This window comes from Stygiolobus sp. CP859M, from assembly GCF_037389975.1.
Lineage (GTDB): Archaea > Thermoproteota > Thermoprotei_A > Sulfolobales > Sulfolobaceae > Stygiolobus.
In genome coordinates this window covers 91,443-105,206 of record NZ_JBBHKS010000024.1, presented here as the reverse complement: position 1 = coordinate 105,206, position 13,764 = coordinate 91,443, and the positions used below count along the sequence as shown (strand labels likewise).

Annotated in this window: 19 protein-coding genes and 2 tRNA genes; 15 read left to right on the top strand and 6 right to left on the bottom strand. The window is 35.2% G+C overall.

Translation table 11 applies throughout. The annotated features are described in order from the left end of the window. Position 1: 1 nt before the first annotated feature. The 4 genes from rpoA2 to WIW72_RS11950 are packed head-to-tail and all read left to right on the top strand — an operon-like array spanning position 2 to position 2,391. A complete protein-coding gene (gene rpoA2 / locus WIW72_RS11965; protein ID WP_337699556.1) occupies positions 2-1,180 on the top strand; it encodes a DNA-directed RNA polymerase subunit A'' in 1,179 nt (392 codons plus the stop codon). A 5-nt stretch (positions 1,181-1,185) separates the two neighbouring features. Further along, the gene (locus WIW72_RS11960) at positions 1,186-1,491 is read left to right on the top strand and encodes a 50S ribosomal protein L30e (RefSeq protein WP_337699560.1); all 306 of its coding nucleotides are present in this window, start codon (positions 1,186-1,188) and stop codon (positions 1,489-1,491) included. 13 nt (positions 1,492-1,504) lie between these two features. Then, positions 1,505-1,936, top strand: a complete 432-nt coding sequence (locus tag WIW72_RS11955) for a NusA-like transcription termination signal-binding factor (RefSeq protein WP_156005046.1) — start codon at positions 1,505-1,507, stop codon at positions 1,934-1,936. An 11-nt stretch (positions 1,937-1,947) separates the two neighbouring features. Next, positions 1,948-2,391 carry a 30S ribosomal protein S12 gene (locus WIW72_RS11950; protein ID WP_156005045.1) on the top strand — a complete coding sequence of 148 codons (444 nt, stop codon included), beginning with the start codon at positions 1,948-1,950 and terminating at the stop codon, positions 2,389-2,391. 99 nt (positions 2,392-2,490) lie between these two features. Here the strand turns inward: WIW72_RS11950 and WIW72_RS11945 are convergent, their stop codons facing one another. Then, positions 2,491-2,985, bottom strand: a complete 495-nt coding sequence (locus WIW72_RS11945; protein ID WP_337699563.1) for a bifunctional nuclease family protein — start codon at positions 2,983-2,985, stop codon at positions 2,491-2,493. 83 nt (positions 2,986-3,068) lie between these two features. Here WIW72_RS11945 and WIW72_RS11940 point away from each other — a divergent pair, with 83 nt between their 5' ends. The 4 genes from WIW72_RS11940 (at position 3,069) to WIW72_RS11925 (ending at position 5,500) form a co-directional block, all read left to right on the top strand. After that, on the top strand, positions 3,069-3,650 hold the full coding sequence (locus tag WIW72_RS11940) for a 30S ribosomal protein S7 (RefSeq protein WP_337699565.1): 582 nt from the start codon (positions 3,069-3,071) through the stop codon (positions 3,648-3,650). A 57-nt stretch (positions 3,651-3,707) separates the two neighbouring features. Continuing rightward, a complete protein-coding gene (tuf, locus tag WIW72_RS11935; protein WP_337699567.1) occupies positions 3,708-5,015 on the top strand; it encodes a translation elongation factor EF-1 subunit alpha in 1,308 nt (435 codons plus the stop codon). Between the two features lie 25 nt (positions 5,016-5,040). Then, entirely contained in the window at positions 5,041-5,349 is a 309-nt protein-coding gene (gene rpsJ, locus WIW72_RS11930; RefSeq protein ID WP_337699569.1) for a 30S ribosomal protein S10, read from the top strand. Between the two features lie 67 nt (positions 5,350-5,416). Beyond that, a tRNA-Ser gene (locus tag WIW72_RS11925) sits at positions 5,417-5,500 on the top strand. Positions 5,501-5,796: 296 nt separating this feature from the next. Here the strand turns inward: WIW72_RS11925 and WIW72_RS11920 are convergent. Beyond that, a tRNA-Val gene (locus tag WIW72_RS11920) sits at positions 5,797-5,886 on the bottom strand. 22 nt (positions 5,887-5,908) lie between these two features. Continuing rightward, entirely contained in the window at positions 5,909-6,136 is a 228-nt protein-coding gene (locus tag WIW72_RS11915) for a hypothetical protein (RefSeq protein ID WP_337699571.1), read from the bottom strand. Positions 6,137-6,194: 58 nt separating this feature from the next. Here WIW72_RS11915 and WIW72_RS11910 point away from each other — a divergent pair, with 58 nt between their 5' ends. Together WIW72_RS11910 and WIW72_RS11905 are read left to right on the top strand one after the other, a co-directional pair. Continuing rightward, on the top strand, positions 6,195-6,476 hold the full coding sequence (locus tag WIW72_RS11910) for a hypothetical protein (protein ID WP_337699572.1): 282 nt from the start codon (positions 6,195-6,197) through the stop codon (positions 6,474-6,476). 3 nt (positions 6,477-6,479) lie between these two features. Then, complete coding sequence (locus tag WIW72_RS11905) at positions 6,480-7,349, top strand: NAD(P)/FAD-dependent oxidoreductase (RefSeq protein WP_337699574.1); 870 nt, start codon at positions 6,480-6,482, stop codon at positions 7,347-7,349. Here WIW72_RS11905 and WIW72_RS11900 read toward each other — a convergent pair. Together WIW72_RS11900 and WIW72_RS11895 are read right to left on the bottom strand one after the other, a co-directional pair. After that, positions 7,312-8,112 (bottom strand): hypothetical protein, encoded by an 801-nt coding sequence (locus tag WIW72_RS11900; RefSeq protein ID WP_337699576.1) that lies wholly within the window; start codon positions 8,110-8,112, stop codon positions 7,312-7,314. The genes WIW72_RS11905 and WIW72_RS11900 overlap by 38 nt on opposite strands. Further along, a complete protein-coding gene (locus WIW72_RS11895; protein WP_337699578.1) occupies positions 8,096-8,404 on the bottom strand; it encodes a hypothetical protein in 309 nt (102 codons plus the stop codon). Before WIW72_RS11895 ends, WIW72_RS11900 begins: the two co-directional genes overlap by 17 nt. A gap of 132 nt (positions 8,405-8,536) precedes the next feature. Between WIW72_RS11895 and hxlB the strand changes: the two genes are divergently transcribed. Next, entirely contained in the window at positions 8,537-9,139 is a 603-nt protein-coding gene (gene hxlB / locus WIW72_RS11890) for a 6-phospho-3-hexuloisomerase (protein ID WP_337699581.1), read from the top strand. Between the two features lie 54 nt (positions 9,140-9,193). Beyond that, entirely contained in the window at positions 9,194-10,981 is a 1,788-nt protein-coding gene (gene cedB / locus WIW72_RS11885; protein WP_337699583.1) for a DNA import protein CedB, read from the top strand. Positions 10,982-10,991: 10 nt separating this feature from the next. On the opposite strand, the gene WIW72_RS11880 is transcribed toward cedB, so the two are convergent. Further along, positions 10,992-11,420 carry a hypothetical protein gene (locus tag WIW72_RS11880; RefSeq protein ID WP_337699585.1) on the bottom strand — a complete coding sequence of 143 codons (429 nt, stop codon included), beginning with the start codon at positions 11,418-11,420 and terminating at the stop codon, positions 10,992-10,994. A 55-nt stretch (positions 11,421-11,475) separates the two neighbouring features. On the opposite strand from WIW72_RS11880, the gene argC reads away from it, so the two are divergent. From argC to lysM, 3 genes are read left to right on the top strand one after another with little or no spacing between them, the layout of a single operon-like run. Beyond that, positions 11,476-12,525 carry an N-acetyl-gamma-glutamyl-phosphate reductase gene (argC, locus tag WIW72_RS11875; RefSeq protein ID WP_337699587.1) on the top strand — a complete coding sequence of 350 codons (1,050 nt, stop codon included), beginning with the start codon at positions 11,476-11,478 and terminating at the stop codon, positions 12,523-12,525. A gap of 1 nt (position 12,526) precedes the next feature. Then, complete coding sequence (locus WIW72_RS11870) at positions 12,527-13,327, top strand: [LysW]-aminoadipate/[LysW]-glutamate kinase (protein ID WP_337699589.1); 801 nt, start codon at positions 12,527-12,529, stop codon at positions 13,325-13,327. After that, entirely contained in the window at positions 13,327-13,749 is a 423-nt protein-coding gene (gene lysM / locus WIW72_RS11865; protein WP_337699591.1) for an HTH-type transcriptional regulator LysM, read from the top strand. Before WIW72_RS11870 ends, lysM begins: the two co-directional genes overlap by 1 nt. The last annotated feature ends 15 nt before the right edge of the window (positions 13,750-13,764 follow it).

Sequence of the window (13,764 nt, the reverse complement as noted above, 5' to 3'; positions counted from 1 at the left end):
CATGGTATCCGAACAAATGAAGAACTATATTGATAAAAAATTAGAAGAGGTTAAATCAAAATTACCAGATAAAGTAATCCAAGATCTGAGAGATACTTTATACAAACTCGAAATCGAAGTGAGTCAAGATGAAGTAGATCGTATAATTGAATTAGCTATTAAGGAGTACGAGTCCTCATTGGTCGAACCTGGTGAAGCCGTAGGTGTGGTAGCTGCCCAATCGATAGGTGAGCCTGGGACGCAGATGACGTTGAGAACGTTCCATTATGCTGGTATAAGAGAACTCAACGTTACACTAGGCTTACCAAGATTAATAGAAATAGTGGACGTAAGAAAGACTCCTTCAACTCCAATAATGACAATTTATTTAACAGATGAGTACAAATATGACAAGGAGAAAGCACTAGAAATAGCGAGAAAAATCGAGTATACAAGAGTAGAGAATGTTATAGCGTCAGTTAGTTTAGATATATCTTCTATGTCAATTACTTTACAGCTTGATGAAGATATGTTAAGAGATAAAGGGCTTACTGCAGAAGAAGTAAAGAAGACAATTTACAAACTGAAACTAGGAAAAATTAGAACTGAAGACATCGATGAGAATACGTTCACTATATACTTCGAAGAAATAGATAGTATAACCGGATTATTTAAAATGAGAGAGAAGATTCTGAACTCCAAAATTAAGGGAGTTAAAGGTATAAAAAGAGCCATCGTTCAGAAAAAGGGCGATGAATATGTTATAATAACAGACGGTTCTAATGTTGAGGGGCTAACAGGTATTAAGGGGGTAGACATTTCAAAGTTACAAACTAATAACATTCATGAAATAGCGGAGATATTTGGTATTGAAGCTGCAAGGGAGCTAATAGCTAGAGAAATAAAGAAAGTACTTGATGAACAAGGTTTGGACGTAGATATGAGACACATATTGCTAGTAGCCGATGTAATGACTAGAACGGGTACAGTAAGACAGATAGGTAGGCATGGAGTAACTGGTGAAAAAAGTAGCGTACTAGCTAGGGCTGCATTCGAAGTCACGGTGAAACATTTACTTGACGCTTCAGCCAGGGGTGAAGTCGAAGAATTTAAAGGTGTAGTAGAAAACATTATAATCGGGCAACCGATAAGATTGGGTACTGGAATTGTGGAGTTGTCCATGAAACCTAATGTAAGGTGATATAGATGTCCGAGAGTATAAGTTTTGAAGGAGAACTTAGAACTCTTCTGAGGACTGGAAAAGTTATTCTAGGTACTAAAAGGACTTTAAAAATGCTAAAGCTAGGAAAAGTTAAAGGTATAATAATTGCTAGCACCTTAAGACAAGACTTGAAAGATGATTTAATTCATTATGCTAAACTTGCTGGTATACCTTATTATGAATATAAAGGTAGTGCGTTAGAATTAGGAACTCTTTGTGGTAAGCCGTTTATTGTGTCTGCAATAGGTGTTATTGATGAGGGTGAATCAAAAATTTTTCAAAATAAATGAGGTGAATTAAATAGTGCCTGAGATAAAATTAACATCAGAAGAATTAAGATATATGTCACTTTTTCAAGATATAACTAAAGTTACAGCTAGGGATTGTATTATTGATGAAAAAAATAACAGGATTATATTTCTTATAAACCCAGAAAATATGGGAATAGCTATAGGTAAAAATGGAAGTAATGTAAAGAAGCTAGAGAAACTTTTAGGTAAATCGGTGGAAATAGTAGGTTATAGTGATAATCTAGAGGATTTAATAAAAAACCTTATGGCTCCAGCTAGGGTTAAAACCATAAAGTTAGTAGAGTCGAATTCTAAGAAAACAGTTTATATTACAGTAGAAGCGCAAGATAAAGGTTTAGCAATTGGTAAAAGTGGTAGGAATGTCGAAAGGGCTAAGTTAATATTAAAAAGGTATATGGATATTGATTCAGTTGTTGTAGTATAAAGGTGAAAGATGTGGCAGGAAGTAAGTCTCCTAAAGGGTTATTTGCTGCAAGAAAGCTTAAGTTAAAAAGACTGAAGTTTAGGTGGCACCAGAGGTCTTTCAAGAGAAGAATGCTTAAACTAAAAGAGAAGTACGATCCATTAGAAGGAGCGCCTATGGCGAGGGGTATAGTATTAGAAAAAGTTGGTATAGAATCAAGGCAACCTAATTCTGCTGTTAGAAAAGCTGTTAGAGTGCAGTTAGTTAAAAACGGTAGAATTGTCACGGCATTCGTTCCAGGAGACGGTGGGGTAAACTTCATTGATGAGCACGATGAAGTAGTAATTGCTGGTATCGGTGGAACGCTAGGGAGATCAATGGGTGATCTACCAGGTGTTAGGTACAAAGTCATTATGGTTAATGGAGTCTCTCTGGATGCATTATATAAAGGAAAGAAACAAAAGCCAGTAAGGTAATAAGTAATAATGAAATTTTTAGCTTACAAAATATAAATTTTAGGCATTATTTTGGTATTATAAAATAAATTTCACAAATCCTAAAAAGAAAGATAAAAATTATTCCACGTCTGAACCTCTTTTCTTTTCCTCAGCTTCCTGCTCCTCAACCAACTGTTTCTTTACGAATATTGGTTTGTCGCAAAGCAAAGCCAATAGTACAGCATGACTTGGTATTAATTTTTTCTCTATTATAACACCGTCGAACTTGAACTCTACTGTAGCAACGTATACTCCACTTTCCTTTATTATATCATCTATGATTACCCTGTTAACAATTTTCTTTAAATTTTCCTTTATATCGGTAGAGAAAGAGACTATATCATATAATATATCATATAGACTCTCTCTATTATCGTTTCCAGTAATTCCTTCATATTCGTTTTTACCTTGAAGTTTATTCACGAGAATTACTATCTCGGGTGGTATATAAAACATCTTAAATTCTCTACTATCTTCTAAATATAACACCATAGTAGGAATTGCGTGAAGAGGATAGAAGAATGCATCAACTCTTTTGACTCTTATTAGATTCTCATCAGTGTCTGCTTGCATTAATAAATAATAGATACACAAACTCTATTAAACCCTTCATAAATAGATTTAAGGAAATAAGAAATAATTTGAAGGAGACCACTATGGCGTATGAAGTTTCAAATTTAGATATAAAGGTCTTTGGTAAATGGGATACTAAAGTAGAAGTTAGAGACCCGAGTCTAAAGAAGTACATTAACTTAATGCCAGTTTATTTACCGCACACTGGAGGAAGACATGAACATAGAAGGTTCGGTAAGGCAAAGTTACCGATAGTAGAAAGGTTGATAAATAACCTCATGAGGCCGGGTAGAAATAAAGGTAAAAAGATGCTCGCTTATAATATAGTGAATACGACTTTAGATATAATTGCAGTAAAGACAGGGCAAAATCCCCTACAAGTCCTTGTAAGAGCGATAGAGAACGCAGCACCGAGAGAAGAAGTAACGCGTATAATGTACGGTGGTATAGTTTACTATGTAGCTGTAGACGTTTCCCCACAAAGAAGAATTGACCTTGCTTTGAGACATATAGTAACTGGAGCTAAAGATGCTTCATTTAACAATCCTAAGCCTATAGAGGAGGCACTCGCGGAGGAAATTATTGCTGCAGCCAATAATGACCCCAAGAGCTTTGCAATTAGGAAAAAAGAAGAAATAGAGAGAATCGCGTTAAGCTCAAGGTAATAGTATAGCTAAATTTTTAATGTTCACCCTGGTATTAATGTGTAAGAGGTAAAGGACATGTCACAAAAGCCCCACCTTAACTTAATCGTTATAGGACACGTAGACCACGGTAAAAGCACACTAATAGGCAGGCTTTTAATGGACAGAGGTTTCATAGATGAGAAAACTGTAAAAGAGGCTGAAGAAGCAGCTAAGAAATTAGGAAAAGAATCAGAAAAGTATGCATTCCTACTAGATAGACTAAAGGAAGAGAGAGAAAGAGGTGTAACAATTAATTTAACTTTTATGAAGTTCGAGACCAGAAAGTATTTCTTCACAGTAATTGATGCTCCAGGTCATAGAGACTTCGTAAAGAACATGATCACTGGTGCTAGCCAAGCTGACGCAGCTATAATTGTGATTTCAGCTAAGAAAGGTGAATTTGAAGCTGGAATGAGCGCTGAAGGTCAGACTAGAGAACATATAATTCTAGCGAAAACAATGGGAATTAACCAGATGATTGTAGCAGTAAACAAGATGGACTTGACTGATCCCCCGTATGACGAAAAGAGATACAAAGAGGTCGTAGACACTGTAACTAAGTTCATGAAGAGCTTTGGATTTGATATGTCTAAGGTAAAATTCGTTCCAGTGGTAGCTCCAGCAGGTGAGAACGTAACTCAGAAATCATCTCATATGCCTTGGTATAATGGTCCTACTCTAGAGGAACTATTAGATCAGTTAGAAGTACCTCCTAAACCCGTTGACAAACCTCTCAGGATACCGATTCAAGAGGTATATTCAATTTCTGGTGTAGGTGTAGTGCCGGTAGGTAGAGTAGAAAGTGGTGTACTAAAAGTCGGTGACAAAGTCGTATTCATGCCTGCTGGTAAGGTAGGTGAAGTAAGATCTATCGAAACACATCATACGAAAATTGAAAAAGCTGAGCCTGGTGATAACATAGGGTTTAACGTGAGAGGTGTAGAGAAGAAAGACATTAAGAGAGGAGATGTGGTAGGTAGTGTACAGAATCCGCCCACCGTCGCGGAAGAGTTCACTGCACAGATAATCGTAATATGGCATCCTACTGCGGTTAGTGTCGGTTATACACCTGTAGTACATGTTCACACCGCCAGTGTGGCATGTAGGGTAAGTGAGATTATGTCTAGGATAGACCCGAAGACAGGTAAAGAAGCAGAGAAGAATCCGCAGTTCATAAAGGCAGGAGATGCTGCAATAGTTAAATTTACCCCGATCAAGGATCTATGTGTAGAAAAGTTCAGAGAGTTCCCAGCACTAGGAAGATTTGCAATGAGAGATATGGGTAAGACAGTAGGAGTAGGAGTAATAACTGACGTTAAACCTAAGAAGATAGAGATTAAATAAGGTTTTTTATATTTGGTGAATTTTCATGCCCTCAAAAGCGCGGATAAGATTATGGAGTACAAATATTGATAACTTGAATTTCGTAGTGAACCAAATAAAAACGATGGCACAAAAGACTGGAATACAGATTAGAGGTCCGGTACCTTTACCTACTACTAGAATGGAAGTTCCCATTATGAGATTGCCTCACGGGGAAGGAAAGAAAAAATGGGAACATTGGGAAATGAAAATACATAAAAGGATCATTGATATAACAGCAGATGAAAGAGTAATGAGACAGTTAATGAGAGTAAGAGTTCCTGATGACGTATATATTGAGATTCAACTTATATAAAAGGGGAGAAGATTTCTTATTAACAATTTATTTTATATACGGCTTCTTCATATCATAATTATAGCGTGCCGGGGTGCCCGAGCGGACTAAGGGGCTGGCCTGGAGAGCCAGTGTGGGCAACCACGCGCGGGTTCAAATCCCGCCCCCGGCGTTCATTCTTAAGGATTTAATTATAATTTTAGGCAATTTCTCTTTCGATACTTATAGGAAACCTACGGTTTTTGACATGTTTATAGATAATAGTGTCTCATTAATCTATGCAGTAGAAACCTGTTTATTCATGCGATGGTAAATAATTACTTACTTCGTAAAAGTCAAAACTTTCTTGGTCGTATTTATTGAGTGATACTATTACACTTAAGTATGGAAGTTAACGATCGTGTGTCAAATCTCATCTCGGCTAGTAATATAAAACAGCGGTTATAGTTGGAAGGTTATACTATGAAATGGGCCCGCCGAGATTTGAACTCGGGACCTCCGCCGTTCTCAGAATATACTTGTGAGGGCGGCGTCCTAACCAGGCTAGACTACGGGCCCACTAAAAATTATGCGTTTTGCTTTATATACCTATCGCGACTACAAACCCTTCCTTAAAATCTGCTATGTCTGGGTCAAGATTTATGGCTATAAGTCTTTCTTCAGTTTTGCTTAAATCCAGTATTCTTATCGAAAACTCTTTGAAAATAGTTTTAAATTCTTCCTTTAACTTCTGAGCTTCTTGGGATGATGTAGTATATGCTACTATTCCTCCGCCTTGGAGTATTGTTGAACCTAAAAATGATTTCACTTGATATTACCCCTTTACAATCCTTATAAGTATAATCAGTTATAATGATAAAAGTGACATGCTTAAGATTGTAGTAAATAATAATGACGAAATAACGATAAGCAAGGAAATAATAGAGTATTTGAAATCTCATAATATCTTTTTCACATTCGAGTATGACTTACTAAGTGACTATACTGAACTAGAATATAACGGAAGAAAAATCAAGGTACTACCTGGTGACGATATTAATGATCTGATAAGAAAAGTAGTGGATGGCGAGGATAACAGAAATGATCGTAATAGTGAAATTTTCAAGGTTAGATGGGATAGAATTTTATCATCTGGAGCCTTAGTATAGCGTGTGAATTTAATCTTAGGAGGAGGAATAGCGGGTCTACTTTTAGCTTCAAGTAAAAAAGACAGTATGGTTATAGAGTCTCAAAATAAGGTTGGAGGAATTTTCTCTTACGAGGATATAGGGGAATTCTCTATTCCTCTTTATCCACCATTAACTGCTCGTAAGTGTGATCTATTTAACCAATTTAACTATAAGGAGGTTGAGTTAAACGTTATTTCAAGGAAAGAGAATTACTTATTAGAAAAATTAGGTGTTTCTAACCTCCCCGAATGGTTAGTATTTAATGAAAAAATGTATTACATAGATAATTTAAGGTTAATTTTGGATAGTTTATCTAAAACGACTAGGGTCAGGCTTTCAACAACATTCACGTATAAGGGAGATAAGAGGATAATTTTAAGTAACGGTATAGTGATAAAAGCAGATGAAATATATGTTACAGTGCCTTCTTACTTACTTAACATTAAAAAGGGTAGGAGTGTAGGATTCTTAGAGGCAGTATTCTTAGTTAACAAAAGTGATAAAACAGAAAACACCGTAATAGTTGATGGAGATAAAGGTGTGGCGTTTTCTCATGTGGTTTTAGCTAGTTGGGTAAATAACTCTTATGATATAGTTTATGTTCTAGTTCCGTTTTCTATGAAGATTCCTTCATGGGATAGAGTTTATGGAGATTTGAAGAGAAAGAACATACTTAAAAAAGAGGATATCATCAGTTTTAGGTACAGAGTTATAAAGGATGCAATACTTGAGCATGATCATGATAACAAATTGAAGGAAGAAACTGAAGAAGGAATACATTTCTGTGGAAGATTAGGTAAATGGCGTAATTTCACTATCTGTGAAACAATAAACGATATCCTTCACTGCTAAACCATTCTACAAATTTTCCAGAAACTTCGACTGCCTTGGATACTGGGGTTCCGTTTAGTCTTAGTATGAAGTAACTTGCTAATAGTATGTCTCCTGTCCCCACTTTATACTCTCCAATTCTCGATGGCCTATAATTTACCGTTAAGCCTTTAGAATGTAGAATAAATCCATCTTCGTCATAAGATATTAATATCTCGTTAAATCCCATATCGTATAATTTATGCAAATCCATTTTCGAACCACCTATTTCCTGATAATTAGCGTGGAATATTGCTAAGTTTTTAGATTTTGTAAATATTGACGATATGTCGTGCTGGATTATTTTAACTTCTTTATTAGGTTCGCATAGTCTCACAAATCCTTGAATATCTATTGCTACTGGCTTAGTGATTTTAGGTAAGGTATTGAGTTCTTTACATACTGGATTTATAATAATTCCATCTATATCTCCACAATTTATTAGACTAATATCTAAATTTTTCTCATTTTTCTTTCTTAGAATTAATTTTCTAGTTCCATCTTGGTCATATATGAGTTCAAATGCTGGAATTGAATTCACATATTCTAATCTATATTTTGATAGGAAGGAGGGTAAAGTTTGCTTATACCTTTTTTCTATCATGGAGTGTATTATAGGTTGTCCTCCTAACATGTATATAGCGAATCCTGAATAGAGAGGAGGTCCTCCTAACTGCTCTCCTTTATTTGTTAGAAGATCTATTGTAAAGCTCCCTACAATCGCTATTTTAGTCTTGATTTTCATCTTCTTCCTCTTCCTCTTCTACTCTTACTTTTTCTTCTTCCTCTTCCTCTTCTACTCTTCTTGTCTTCTTACTCCATAACGATTCTTTATGAGCTTCTAAATGATTCTTTAAGTCATCTACTGTAAAGAAGTATGCACCATAATCTGGTATTCCCCCTTTTTTACATATCGGTGTGCATATAGGACAAGCATACAGTTGACTTATTTCGTCGAAGCATACATCAATAGTTTTATTTTCTGTCAAAAGCTGGATTATTTTCCATTTAGGAATCCATCTGGTTGTAGATGACATGTATAATTAGTTTTAACATTTACAAATAAATAATATCTGTCATTTGACGGAAGTAATGTTTTAAAGTGATTGTGCATATAATCTACTTGGAGAAATAATTTGTCCTCATCCTCATCTCTTCTTCAAGCCCCCATGAGTATAAAAACAATGTTTGATATAGCTGAGTTTATAATCCGCTCCGCTCAAATGATAAAACATGAACAAGTAGAAAAAATGGTTGATGTGTTAGTTGATATGTATCATAATAAGAAGAATGGAAAAATTTTGGTTATGGGAGCTGGTAGAAGTGGTCTAGTAGGCAGGGCTTTTGCTATGAGGCTTCTTCATCTCGGTTATAACGCGTATGTTTTGGGCGATACGATAGTCCCTGCTATCGGGGAAAAGGATATAGCTATAGCAATTTCTGGTTCGGGTAGAACTAAACTTATTCTGACCGCTGCAGAGGCAGCAAAAGAAGCTAAGGCAATTCTGATCACTATTACAAGCTACGCTGACAGTCCCATAGCTAAAATTTCAGATATTGTAGTAGAGGTTCCAGGGAGGACTAAATACTCTGTTAATGAGGATTATTTTGCGAGGCAAATTCTTGGAATTACGGAGCCTTTAGCACCATTAGGAACACTTTTCGAAGATACTACTCAAGTATTCTTAGATGGGATAGTTGCAGAATTAATGGTAAGGTTAGGTAAAAAAGAGGAAGACCTAAGGCAGATTCACGCAAATATCGAACTATAATTATAATATATACTTTCGTTTTAGTCTCGCCACCCTTTTATTATTATTATATTCATGGAAAGTAAGCAGTTTTTAGTAATATCAATTCTTCTAGTATTACTAGGTATAATCTCTAGGAATTTTGTATTTTTAATTTTAGCAGCAGTTTCTGTAATTCTAGTAAGACCTAATTTCCTAAAGATTGATATATTAGCTCGTAAAGTTAAAGGTTTTATATTATTTAATAGAAAAATTGTAGAAAATGAATATAGAATGATTGACGGAATATTAGAAGGTAAAGGTGAATATAAAGCGTTTGTGATTGTTGACGATATACCGTTTGACTATAGGGATCTATCAAATGAGGGACTTAGAGCTAAAGTAGTATCTTTTCATAAAGTTCTGGACGTAGTAGATAACGTAGACATAATTTTTAGGAAAAAAAGCATAAATAAGAATAAATTTTTAGAATCTTTATTTAGGCGAGCACAAAATTTACGAGTAATAACAGAAGCAGATCCTTCTAATGAAAAGGCAAAAAACGAGTTACTTATGGTTCAAGAAATGATAAAGAAGATAAGTGAAGGAGAACCACCTTTTCAGTATATTATATATTTTGTGGTAACTTCTCCATCTAGGGAACAAGCATTAGCATCAGCAACTCTTCTCAGAAAGGGATTAGAAAGTATAGGTATAAAAGCAAGGCTGGCTATGACTTCCGAGGTTGAGGACTTTATTGCCAGTGGTTACATTAGAAGGAAGGAAAAGGTAGGATTTCCTACTCAAATTCCCTACTTCACAGTCTTCTCCATACCGAAATCTCCGACTTATCAGATAATCTCAGATGGTGTTTATTTGGGGAAAGAGATAGGAACTGCTAGATCGGTATTCTGGAACTTGGAAAAAACTATGAATCCTCACGTGTTAGTTATAGGGCCCAGTGGTGCCGGTAAGACTGAATTCTTAATCTCAACTGGTGTTAAAATCAATACATGGTATCATATTCCAGTGGTTTTCTTTGATGTAAAAAATGATATAAGGCTGAGGCTAAGAAGGAAAGGAATAAAACCAGTTGTATTAAATCCATTAATTTACAGTATAAATCTCCTGAAGATTTATGAAAATATTAATCAAGGAATATACGTCTCTCAGTTAGAAAATATAATTAGTAATTCATTTAGAATGGACAAGTATTCCTCATCAATACTATATAAGGTGATTACGGAAGCTTTCATTAGATTTCAAGAACCAACATGGAATAGCATCATCGAGCTGATAAATCAACTAGACGTGACAGAGGAAGTCAAGATTTACCTATCAAAGATCGTGAATAAAATAAAGTCAGTAGACATCGAAAGTTCAGATGAGTCTTTAGTGGACAAGATTGAAGAGGGTGTTTACGTTATTGATTTGTCACTAATAAAGTCTGAAGAACTAAAAAGATTCGTAATATATTCTATACTAGTTAAGATTATTAACAAGTATAATATAGCTGATGATAAATTGAAAATCTCACTAGTAATAGATGAAGCATGGACGATATTAAGGTCTGAGAGTGAGGACTATTCACTGGTCGCTGATATTATAAAGAGGGGTAGAGGTTATGGTATAATCCTAATGATGGCTACACAAAATCTTTACGACTTAGGTGAATTATCAGATATTTTTTTAGAAAACAGTGGATTATTACTCTTTATGAATAACGGAGATAAGAAATTTTGGTCTGAAGTGAAGAGATTCGCTAATCTTAGTGAGGAAGAGATTTACAGAGAGTTAAGCTTCTTAGGAAGAGGAGAGGGTGTAATAAGATTTATAGGAGATCCGAGACCGTTAGTAGTAAAGCTTGATACTTTCGCTAGCTGACTTTACTTATTTAGAGACTTATCCTCTCTAGTATTGATTGTAATCCAGCCTTTATCTTGTTATACGTTAGTTCATCCTTAACATTATTAATAATGATTTCCCTTAATTCGTCCTTATCTAAGGATACTTCGTATTCAATTTTACTTCTATTTTTTTCAATTTCTAACATTCTATTTATTACGTTAGAATACGTTTTCTTCATTATTATCTTTCCTCTAAAGAGAATCCTCATTAATGGTGGGGTATAATATATTTCTGCTATTATTTCTCCCCTACTGTTTTTTATAACGTCAGCCGTCCCTTTGTTTCCCTTTATTATACTCTTATACCCTTCAGCTTCCAAAATACTATATAGATACTCATAATATTCTAATTCCTTTTTTAATTCAGCGATTTTAGCCTCAAGAAATTTCTTAAGCTCGTCAGTGTTAGTACTCACGATTTCTTTTTGGTAATCGAAATATTTATAATTCATCCTACTCTTTCAGTAGTAGATGAGAAGAGTAGCAGTTATTGGAGGGTCTGGATATACAGGTGGGGAATTATTAAGACTTCTCGCAGTTCATTCTAAAGTAGAAGTAACATATGTAACGTCTAGGGAATATGCAGGAAAGCCCATATCACTGGTTCATCCTAATCTGAGAGGATTTTATTCTATGAACTTTTCACACTTTTCTTGGGATAGGATAAGTGATAAGGCTGACACAGTTTTTCTTGCTCTCCCTCATAAGGTATCCTTGGAATATGTTCCTAAACTACTAGAGATGGGCCTGCAAGTAGTGGATTTAAGTGCAGATTTTAGATTAAAAGATCCAGAAAAATACAAACTATGGTATGGATATGAACACCCTTATCCAGATCTCCTTAAGAAATCAGTTTACGGAATTCCAGAACTTCATTACGAGGAATTGAGAGGTGCAAAGCTAATCGCTTCTCCGGGTTGTAATGCAACTGCAACTATCTTGGCCGCAGCGCCTTTAGTATCTTCTGGGTTATTAGATATATACAAGTTAGTTAGTGACGTAAAGGTATCTAGTAGTGAAGGAGGGGCAAAACCTACAGAAGGAAGTCATCATCCTGAAAGGCAAAATGCAATAAGACCGTATGATGCCGATGGACATAGACATGCAGCTGAAGCCGAGCAAGAGTTGAGCATTTTGGCAAAGAGAGAAGTTAAAGTTAGTTTAATTCCTCATGCAGTTAGTAGTGTAAGAGGGGCACTAGCATCTGTTCATGGATGGTTATCTACATCAGTGCCAGAACTCGAGTTTTGGAAGAAAGTGGTAGATTTTTACAAGAACAGAAAGTTTATCAGAATTATTAGAGGTAATATACATCCTTACCCAGATACAAAATATGTTATTGGTAGTAATTATGCAGATGTAGGTTTTGCAATAGAAGAAAGGATTAATAGGATTACGATGTTCTCTGCTATTGATAATTTAATGAAAGGAGCCGCTGGGCAAGCAGTCCAATCCTTTAATATATCTCAAGGTTTTGATGAAACAGAGGGACTTAAACTGCCTCCTCTGAGGCCTGCGTAAAATGATTGTGGTAAAAGCAGGAGGCAGAGTAATTAAAAATAACTTTGATGGACTAATAGAAAGTATAATAAGTTACGTTACGTCTAAAAAGGACTCAAAGTTAATTTTTGTTCATGGAGGCGGAGATCAGGTTACTGAGCTTTCTAAGAAGTTGGGTATAGAACCTAAATTTGTGACTTCACCTGAGGGAATAAGAAGTAGATATACTACTAAAGAGGAATTAGAAGTGTTTATAATGGTAATGAGCCTTATTTCTAGACAAGTAGTTTCAAAAGTTTCTTCTTATATTCCTTCGATAGGAATTACTGGCGCAGACGGTAGGTCAGTAATAGCAGAGAGAAAGAAGAAAATTATAATTCTTGATGAGAGAGGTAGAAAAAGGATAATAGAAGGTGGGTACACTGGTAAAATCAAAGAAGTAAATACAGTAGTAATTAATTCCCTATTTAGTACGTTTAATTTGATAGTTTTCTCTCCGTTAACATATGACCCTCAAGAAAACACTCTTTTAAATGTAGACGGAGATCAAATGGCGTTTAGTTTAGCTAGCTCTCTAAAAGCTGACAGCTTAGTAATCTTAACCGATGTAGACGGAGTATTAGTTAATAATAGCGTGATTTCACATTTAACAATTACTGAAGCTAAAGAGTTAGCAATAAAGATTGGACCAGGAATGAATAGAAAACTTCTAATGAGTGCTGAAGCTGTAGAAAAAGGTGTTAAAAAAGTTATAATTTCCAATGGATTAGTGAAAGATGCAATAAATAATGCACTCAACGGTAAGGGCACGGTGATCGAGTGATGGTAGAAATAGACCAAAACGACATAAAAATTCTAGAAATATTGAGGAAAAATTCAAGGACATCTTATACAAGTATAGCTAGAGAACTGAAAATAAGTGAAGCAGCAGCTAGGAAGAGAATAGAGAGACTAATTAAGGCTGGAATCATAAAGAGGTTTACGATAGATTATGAGCTAGAGAACGAGATTAGGGCTATAGTTATGGTAAAGACAGCACCTCAAATTCCAACCCCAGAAATATCTAAAAAGATCGTTAAAATCTCTGGAGTAGAAACCGTTTATGAAACCACCGGAGACTATGATATTCTTGCACTAGTAAGAGGAAACAATATCTCAGCAATAAATAAGACTATAGATGAGATAAGAAGTTTACAAGGAGTTTTAAGTACGACTAGCACAATTGTATTACGTGTTTGGTTTTAATTTAAAACCGGTTAT

Bases quoted from the DNA above. Each gene is read 5' to 3' on its own strand.
- WIW72_RS11945 (WP_337699563.1), bottom strand. From the start codon at position 2,985: ATGCAAGCAGACACTGATGAGAATCTAATAAGAGTCAAAAGAGTTGAT.
- WIW72_RS11895 (WP_337699578.1), bottom strand. From the start codon at position 8,404: ATGTCATCTACAACCAGATGGATTCCTAAATGGAAAATAATCCAGCTT.
- WIW72_RS11900 (WP_337699576.1), bottom strand. From the start codon at position 8,112: ATGAAAATCAAGACTAAAATAGCGATTGTAGGGAGCTTTACAATAGAT.
- WIW72_RS11870 (WP_337699589.1), top strand. From the start codon at position 12,527: ATGATTGTGGTAAAAGCAGGAGGCAGAGTAATTAAAAATAACTTTGAT.
- hxlB (WP_337699581.1), top strand. From the start codon at position 8,537: ATGAGTATAAAAACAATGTTTGATATAGCTGAGTTTATAATCCGCTCC.
- lysM (WP_337699591.1), top strand. From the start codon at position 13,327: ATGGTAGAAATAGACCAAAACGACATAAAAATTCTAGAAATATTGAGG.
- WIW72_RS11940 (WP_337699565.1), top strand. From the start codon at position 3,069: ATGGCGTATGAAGTTTCAAATTTAGATATAAAGGTCTTTGGTAAATGG.
- rpsJ (WP_337699569.1), top strand. From the start codon at position 5,041: ATGCCCTCAAAAGCGCGGATAAGATTATGGAGTACAAATATTGATAAC.
- argC (WP_337699587.1), top strand. From the start codon at position 11,476: ATGAGAAGAGTAGCAGTTATTGGAGGGTCTGGATATACAGGTGGGGAA.
- WIW72_RS11960 (WP_337699560.1), top strand. From the start codon at position 1,186: ATGTCCGAGAGTATAAGTTTTGAAGGAGAACTTAGAACTCTTCTGAGG.
- tuf (WP_337699567.1), top strand. From the start codon at position 3,708: ATGTCACAAAAGCCCCACCTTAACTTAATCGTTATAGGACACGTAGAC.
- rpoA2 (WP_337699556.1), top strand. From the start codon at position 2: ATGGTATCCGAACAAATGAAGAACTATATTGATAAAAAATTAGAAGAG.
- cedB (WP_337699583.1), top strand. From the start codon at position 9,194: ATGGAAAGTAAGCAGTTTTTAGTAATATCAATTCTTCTAGTATTACTA.
- WIW72_RS11910 (WP_337699572.1), top strand. From the start codon at position 6,195: ATGCTTAAGATTGTAGTAAATAATAATGACGAAATAACGATAAGCAAG.